The sequence below is a fragment of the Acidihalobacter aeolianus genome (assembly GCF_001753165.1).
Classification (GTDB): Bacteria; Pseudomonadota; Gammaproteobacteria; order DSM-5130; family Acidihalobacteraceae; genus Acidihalobacter; species Acidihalobacter aeolianus.
In genome coordinates, this window is record NZ_CP017449.1 from 155756 (window position 1) to 162484 (window position 6729).

Annotated in this window: 8 protein-coding genes; 5 read left to right on the forward strand and 3 right to left on the reverse strand. The window is 53.1% G+C overall.

Annotated elements, in window-relative coordinates; translation table 11 throughout:
• The first annotated feature begins 281 nt into the window (after positions 1-281).
• On the forward strand, positions 282-1100 hold the full coding sequence (locus BJI67_RS16470) for a hypothetical protein (RefSeq protein WP_070074355.1): 819 nt from the start codon (positions 282-284) through the stop codon (positions 1098-1100).
• Here BJI67_RS16470 and BJI67_RS16475 read toward each other — a convergent pair.
• The 3 genes from BJI67_RS16475 to BJI67_RS16485 all read right to left on the reverse strand — a co-directional run bounded on the left by BJI67_RS16475 (position 1097) and on the right by BJI67_RS16485 (position 2475).
• Complete coding sequence (locus BJI67_RS16475) at positions 1097-1576, reverse strand: DUF1870 family protein (protein ID WP_070074356.1); 480 nt, start codon at positions 1574-1576, stop codon at positions 1097-1099. The two genes, BJI67_RS16470 and BJI67_RS16475, sit on opposite strands and share 4 nt — an antisense overlap.
• Before the next feature lie 29 nt (positions 1577-1605).
• Entirely contained in the window at positions 1606-1953 is a 348-nt protein-coding gene (locus BJI67_RS16480) for a hypothetical protein (protein ID WP_070074357.1), read from the reverse strand.
• 210 nt (positions 1954-2163) lie between these two features.
• Complete coding sequence (locus tag BJI67_RS16485; RefSeq protein WP_156782278.1) at positions 2164-2475, reverse strand: helix-turn-helix domain-containing protein; 312 nt, start codon at positions 2473-2475, stop codon at positions 2164-2166.
• Positions 2476-2753: 278 nt separating this feature from the next.
• Here BJI67_RS16485 and BJI67_RS16490 point away from each other — a divergent pair, with 278 nt between their 5' ends.
• From BJI67_RS16490 to BJI67_RS16505, 4 genes are all read left to right on the forward strand, one after another.
• On the forward strand, positions 2754-3374 hold the full coding sequence (locus BJI67_RS16490; RefSeq protein WP_156782279.1) for a hypothetical protein: 621 nt from the start codon (positions 2754-2756) through the stop codon (positions 3372-3374).
• Positions 3361-4179: a DUF4942 domain-containing protein gene (locus BJI67_RS16495; RefSeq protein ID WP_156782280.1), complete on the forward strand. Its 819-nt coding sequence runs from the start codon at positions 3361-3363 to the stop codon at positions 4177-4179. The genes BJI67_RS16490 and BJI67_RS16495 overlap by 14 nt, the downstream gene beginning before the upstream one ends.
• 996 nt (positions 4180-5175) lie before the next feature.
• Entirely contained in the window at positions 5176-5370 is a 195-nt protein-coding gene (locus BJI67_RS16500) for a hypothetical protein (protein ID WP_070074361.1), read from the forward strand.
• A gap of 117 nt (positions 5371-5487) precedes the next feature.
• Positions 5488-6153 (forward strand): hypothetical protein, encoded by a 666-nt coding sequence (locus BJI67_RS16505; RefSeq protein WP_070074362.1) that lies wholly within the window; start codon positions 5488-5490, stop codon positions 6151-6153.
• Positions 6154-6729 lie beyond the last annotated feature (576 nt).

Sequence of the window (6729 nt, forward strand, 5' to 3'; positions counted from 1 at the left end):
AGCGCAATTGAAATGTAAGCGAGGAAGTTAGGAAGCACCCAGAACGGGGCAAAAAAAAAGGAACTCAGGTGGCACTGAGTTCCTTTCGGGTCCGAATTCTGCGGCTCAGACCGACTGTCTACGCAAGGGTTATTCTACCCTGACAGACGCCTGAGTCAAGCGGAAAGGGCGCATTTGTCCCTGAATTTTACCTCAACAGGGGATGAAAAATGACTCAGACAGCTGCTACTGCACGGGGCTATAAGCCCGCTTGTGCAAGAACACCACTCCCAGAGCAAGAAATGCTCATCAATGTCCACCAAGAAAAATATTTCTATGCGATACCCAAGCCCGTGATGGCTTTTCTACTGGCACGGGTCTCAGAAGGAGAGATCTCGCCGGCAGATGCCTTCCTCTGGATCAGCCTCTATGGTCCGGCGAGTTCGAATCAAATGCGATTCAATACTCGATACGAAACCCTGACCAAGATGCACGGCGGTAGTATCAAACGGATGCAGCAAAGCCTGCAGCGGCTGGAAGAGTGCGGTTTATGTCTACGTGTCTACCGCCCGACCCAACTTGGACGTGCGATGGTTGGCGTAGATTTAAAGCTGCCGCGTGAGGTATGCAAAGATATGCTCAAAGAGGCGAGCGACCGCCGGAAACGCTCAGTTGAACAAACAGTGGATAAATGCCCCCCCCCGGAGAAATATCGCCAGCCCGCACTGGAGAAAAATGACGCGATAAATAAAACCCGAAACAACCAGACTGGTTTAAGCGTAGTAGAAAAAACCTTCACAGCGGCTGTGGACAACACGTCAGCGGGTCGTAGGAAAGCACCTGAGACCGATCAGAAAAAACCCAATGAAGCGAATGTTTATGAGGGTCAAAGGCACACAGCACTAGTGCCAATTGAAGCTTATCGCGTCGAAAAAGATCTAGAAAAACTCGGTTACTCACACAAAGAGCAGCGCCGCCTAATATTGGAAATCAACTGTGCTCTCGAGCACGTTTGGTGGAGAGGCACCCGAGTGCAGTCGATACGCAGCTGTGTCAACCTGATCAAATCTGGGCGATGGACCACGCCCTTGTGGATGAAACGAAGGGCACAGTGCGATTAAGCCTCTTTAGTGCAAGCCCACTCAAAACGCATGGAGTCTGTATCCTTGCGACGACCGAGCCAGGATCGATAATCGGAATCTGAGTAGCGTACGAACTTGACCTTGTCTGGATACCGAAGCATCAATTCCAGGTACACGGATTGGTATGGTCGCCACAGAGAAGGGTCATTGTCCGGCAAGCTGGCCCAGTCCTTAGCGAGTTCATACCAGATGAATTGATGACGTTCATTGCAGGGAAGGGAGGTTAGGCGTGTAGTCCAGATATCAATCATCTCGTCCCGCCAGGCCAGGACTGAATCGATCCATGTCATGATCTCTGGTGGCGTGACTCTGATGCCCTGCTCGTATCGGCGCCATGCCTGCTCGGTATAACTGCGAATTTCGCCTGTATCAGCCCGGCGTATTTTTGCAGCAGCGGCCGCCTCCGGTGGATTGAATTGGAGTAGTCGCCGCTTCATCTCAAGCTCGAGGGACATCGGACACCTTGGTTCTTGTAGTTATGACTTCAGTAGCGTTCGTCGTAAAACGCAGTTTCTGCATGGCCGCGATCAATATAGACGCGCGGCTGATGGCGTCCACCTGACAGCAAGTTATCAAGTAACGCAAGCATCCGCGCTTCCTCTGCTTGACCCGCTGTATCAAAGCCTCTCACTCGTAACGCTTGCCGGCCACGGGAATCCCACTGCCACAGCTCATTACCGCGCGTGTGAAGTGCGGTCACCGTGCCACCAGACGTCGAGACCTTATCTGCGTACTGCTCGCACAGCGTCTTCAGTCGATGCTCTACAACACGACCCTGGTCGATGGTATAGACAAGGGTCGAGAAGTCTACGTCACGGGTTACAAAGCTCATTACGCGAATCCTGTACTAGCTCTCTTGGACGGATTATGGTTCGGATGTGAACCGCACGCAACTCGGGCGCAGCTGACCCCCGCAATATGTTCCAGGGAATAAAGTCCGTCACTACAAGGGTAGTGAAAGTCCGTCATTTTCATTGGGATGAAGCGTCTGCTCGAAAGTGGGTCCCTGTTTCTGACGATTATTCATTTGATTTTCAAGTCGCTACAGAAAGCTTAACCACTCCTCAATGAAGCGAATCACGGTTTCCAGCAAATCGAGGTCGAGCACACGAGTGCTGACCAACACAGGATCCTCACCAAATCCCTTGAGGAGCCATAATGGATCTATCTGAAAGGAGTCACATAATGCCCGAAATAAAGCCGTGGGCATTTCACGCTCTCCGCGCTCGTAATTGGCATAGGCGCGAAGCGATTGTCCAAGGACATCCGCGAAATCCGCTTGTGTCAGGCCACTGGAAACCCTAATCGCCCATAGGCGACGGCCCGTCACAAGGTTGTTATCGATATTTGACAACTTACTCACACTTACCTGTGCACGCACACGTGTTCAGGGTTGGAAAACTGTGTGACGAAATTTACATCAGTACCACACAAAAGGTTTTTGGTGCTGTTATTACGGTCTTAAATCCGCCATGCCATAAGTGCTTGAAATAAAGTTGCTAGTGGCCCTGCAACGACTATGTTTGAGCAGTTCTAAATCGCTTGCAAAGCTCTTGAAAGCAGTCAATATTAAATAAAGCTGCGCCATTGAAGTCACGCATTTTGCGCGTGCTTGCCAAGAGGGGCTCGACGATGACAACGGAAAAGCACGGATCTTGCCCCTTCTGCGATGAAGATGACCCGCGCTTCCAGGAAGGCGCCTCGAAGCGGGAGCTCACTCGACAAATTCGTGAACTGGGTCCGCTTAACCTGCTCAGTGGTCTGAAGAAGATTCTTGCTCGCGCTGGTGAAGCCGAGGTCATGGCGCCACATGAACAAACCCTGGCCCTGGCCTTCCTGGAGGAAGTCCGTGCCGCGACACCTTTCGAGGATCTCCTCAGCGAACTGATCCCGGAACTGTACGCGCACGAAGATAACCGTCCCCCGCGTTCAATGGTTCAACTGCTGGGATCTGCTTTGCCGATGCTGACGCCATGCTCGGGTCCGCAGGCTTTTGCCCTGTGTGCCTTGACCTATCAACGGGGCGGCGCCGGGGCGCTTGAACAACTCGGGCTGCAGATCGAGGAGTCGAATCGACTACGGGCTTATCTCTATGCCATGGCGTTGCTGGCGAACTGTACCGTATACGGGCTAGAGGTCGGCGAGCTGATTGTACTTGCCGCGCCAGACGAAGAAGGCCCGCGACTGATCATGCATTCGAGGATGACATCCTGTCCTGGAGATCCATCTGAGGTGCCTCATGTTTACCAATAACCCCCCCCTCTCTGCAGCTTCAGCGAGCGTACTGCTTCCTGCGTTCATCCATCGGTTGTTAGGCGAGCGAAACCAGGCACTTGCACATCTTGCTGTCGCATACCGAGAGTTACGCCAAGCGAATCGCGTACTGCGCGAGGCCGGTTGTTTTGGTCTGGGTCATGGAGAACGACCCGACATAAGTCTCAAGCAGCTCGCACACAATCTGGATCAACGCTTCTGGGCCCGCTGTTTCAGTATGCTTGAGGACAGGGATCTGTACGACGCAATGACGTTACATCACGCCAAGGACTACGTGCGCCAGCGTCATTTCGAATTCGTCGAGTGGAATCTGCTAGGGGTTATGGCCAGCCTGCTTCGCAGAAGCGATATGGACGTAGGAGTCGACCTGAGACACGCCCTTCAAAGACTGGTCCGGAAGGACGCATCGGGCAGATACAGGCTACAACGGCGCAAGCACCTGCGTAGCCTGATCGACTCGACCGGTGATCTGCTTCGCACGAGTGCGGTGAGATCGTTCCTGAATACGTTGGACCATGCGATGTCCTATCTGGATGAGGCCTCACCGGTCCGCGGCCGACTTCCAGACGCCTTGTATCGGCATCTTGAGATGGAAACGACAGAGCCCTATCAAGATGAGTACTTCAAGATCCATTGGTACGCCAATGGCAATGTCCGCCTATTGCTGCGCCGCAGCGACCTAGTTGAGAAAGCCAATCGGATCTTCGATAGCTTGAGCGGTCGTCACACAGAAAGTGGTGAGTGCATCAAGCCGATGAAGCCTACTCAGGGGCAGGGCATATAAGAAAAACACGATTCAAAGCGTGGGTTTAGGTCGCTAGAATCATCTCCCAGCCGCACCTCTCTGTACGTATCACCTCACCCGCATTCCGGGCGAAGGCCCATGGCGTTCCTCGATCACCGCGCGCCATCGGTGTGTGCGGACATTACAACACACAATGTAAGCAACCTCGGTAGCGAGAACCCCGTATGATGATTGTGACAGTCGCGAAGATCGCGCCAATAAATAAAACACTCGGTACAACACGCCACCATACCCGCAATGCAGATATCGCGCTGGAGCGGTGCGTACGGACTATCTGGGGTCAGAGCTATCAATACTGGCCAGATAACACAAGAAACTCAGACTGTGACCCTGATCGCCGCCGTTTCGGCTGGGTAGAGCGCCGTGGGGAAAGCGGTATCCACCAGAGTCCGCCGCTACTGTTCGAGTTCGAAGAACAGCGCTAGTCCGTTGCCGGCAAACGACAGGTCTCCATTTTTTATACCTCTGCGCCGAGCAATCCCTCCGAAACCGTCTCGCTGTGAGCCGGTGGAAAGGAGGGTTACCACCATGAAACGTATTAGTTCTTCAAGGACATGGTGGCTCGCTCAGGCTTCGTGGTGCACTGGAGGCGCAGCGCGTGCTGCCGTCGCCTTGGCTGGTCACTTCAGCTGGTACCACCTGTCTGTGCTTGTAATTTACACAGTAGGGGGGTACTTAGCCGTCAGAATGGCGGATAGGGGGTTGAAGTGAACGTGTCCACCAGGGTCTTGATAGTTATGAGCTGTTTGTTTACAGCCTTGTATCTATTCGGGTCACCAAAGTTAAGCCCGATCGGTGTTCTTGGAGCACCGATCGGTTTTCTGGCTTGCTGGTTTGATAATCATTGGCCACGTCGTAAGTAATAAGAATGATCCCCGAGGATAATATCTTCGGGGATTTTTTATGGCCGCTATTGTGTCACCCTGCCGTGGGCACTATGATGAAATTGAATGAACCACAGCAAGGCAGAACGCCATGAGCATCGTAACCAAAGGCATGATTGTCATAAGTGGTCTTTTTGCCCTGGTCTACATTTTCGGCCCAGCCGAGTATTCTGCTACAGGCATCGTATCCGCGATCATCGGGATCGGCGCGGTCTTGGTTGATAACCGATATCAGCGCAAAAACCATCTGTCGCACACCGAACATTCAGATCCTACCCATCAGTGATTTCGGGTGAGGCCTGTTCGGTCTCTCCCGTTCCCATTAATCCCCCGCGCAACACAAAGCCCTCGAGGCATCAAGTCTCGACGTGTCTGGCGTTTCCCAGATCGAGGGCTTTCGACCATGAGCACCGTTCTTTCCGAGAAAATCGTTTCATCCAGTCCCGCGATTCATCAGGATGATCTAACATTGTTTGTGAAGCTGATCTGGTATCCGGGCGAGGGTGTGATTATTCCGCAGACTGACATCTGCAATGCGCGTCGTGCTTGCGATGCCCAGGCCTCCTGTCAGACCCCATATCGCAGTCGTGTAATCGAACTCAAACTGGCAGAGTCGGTTGAGGATAACCACAGGTATGCGATCGTCGCATTCAATGCGCCAAGTACCTCTTCAGCGTCTGGGTACGGAGCAGTGCGATCCAGGATCATTCACGAGGTGTTGGGGCCAGGGATCCCGGGCTCGTTGATGAGCATCAGGCTCAAGCATATGGCGGCGTACGACCCGATCGCATACCGCCTCGAGCCCATGTATGGACAGGCCTCGCTGGAACTGACGCGGGACTGGTTTCCGATGGATGTTCAGCCACCACTCAGTCGGCCGGGTATCGTGAAGTGGTCCTATCCGTGCGTGGTCTTGCTGGTGACAGGTGAGATGGTCATCGCCGTACTCGTGGATGACCTATACCACCCTGGGTTGCGCTGGATCGTCCCCAACACTAACTTCCGCGATGTCACAGAGCAGGCTCTGAGATGGCAACCTCAGCCCGACCTACCGTCGCCTGAGTACTGAAAGCTCCACCCACAACACCAGCTCGCTCTGAGCTGGTGTTTTTTATGAGGGGATCCCTGACATGCATGGCGAATTGGGTGCTATGCGTCGTCATCTGCATCTAGAGCAAAAGGGCAGGGGAAGGCTTGTAGCTTCATGTCGTGGGCGCCAGGCGCCATGCTGTAGGGGGATGGGCAAGCGATGCAATATGGTGCCGCGCCCGTAGAGATTCGCACTGACCGGATTGGTATAATACCATTACCAACTCGTGGACTGAGCACACGGTGCTGATCGTGTGGATCTGGTTTAACGAGAAGCCGCTGTAGCGCAGAATCATGGTGGTGTTTTGACCCTGACTTATTCACAAAATCCTTTGACCAACTACAGGATTTCGTAAAGGTAAAAAACTAAAGGTAAAAAACTAAAGGATATGGGCGGCTACCAATTGCACACAAAACAAGCGTTTCAAGGGGTACCGATTGCACGGTTGAAAGGTGGTGATGGGGTGCTCATTGCACGGAGATGGGGGCTACCAATTGCATGTGGATAACTTCTCAAACGCAATCTTTATCCACAGAGTGCTTGTGAGGAAAGAGA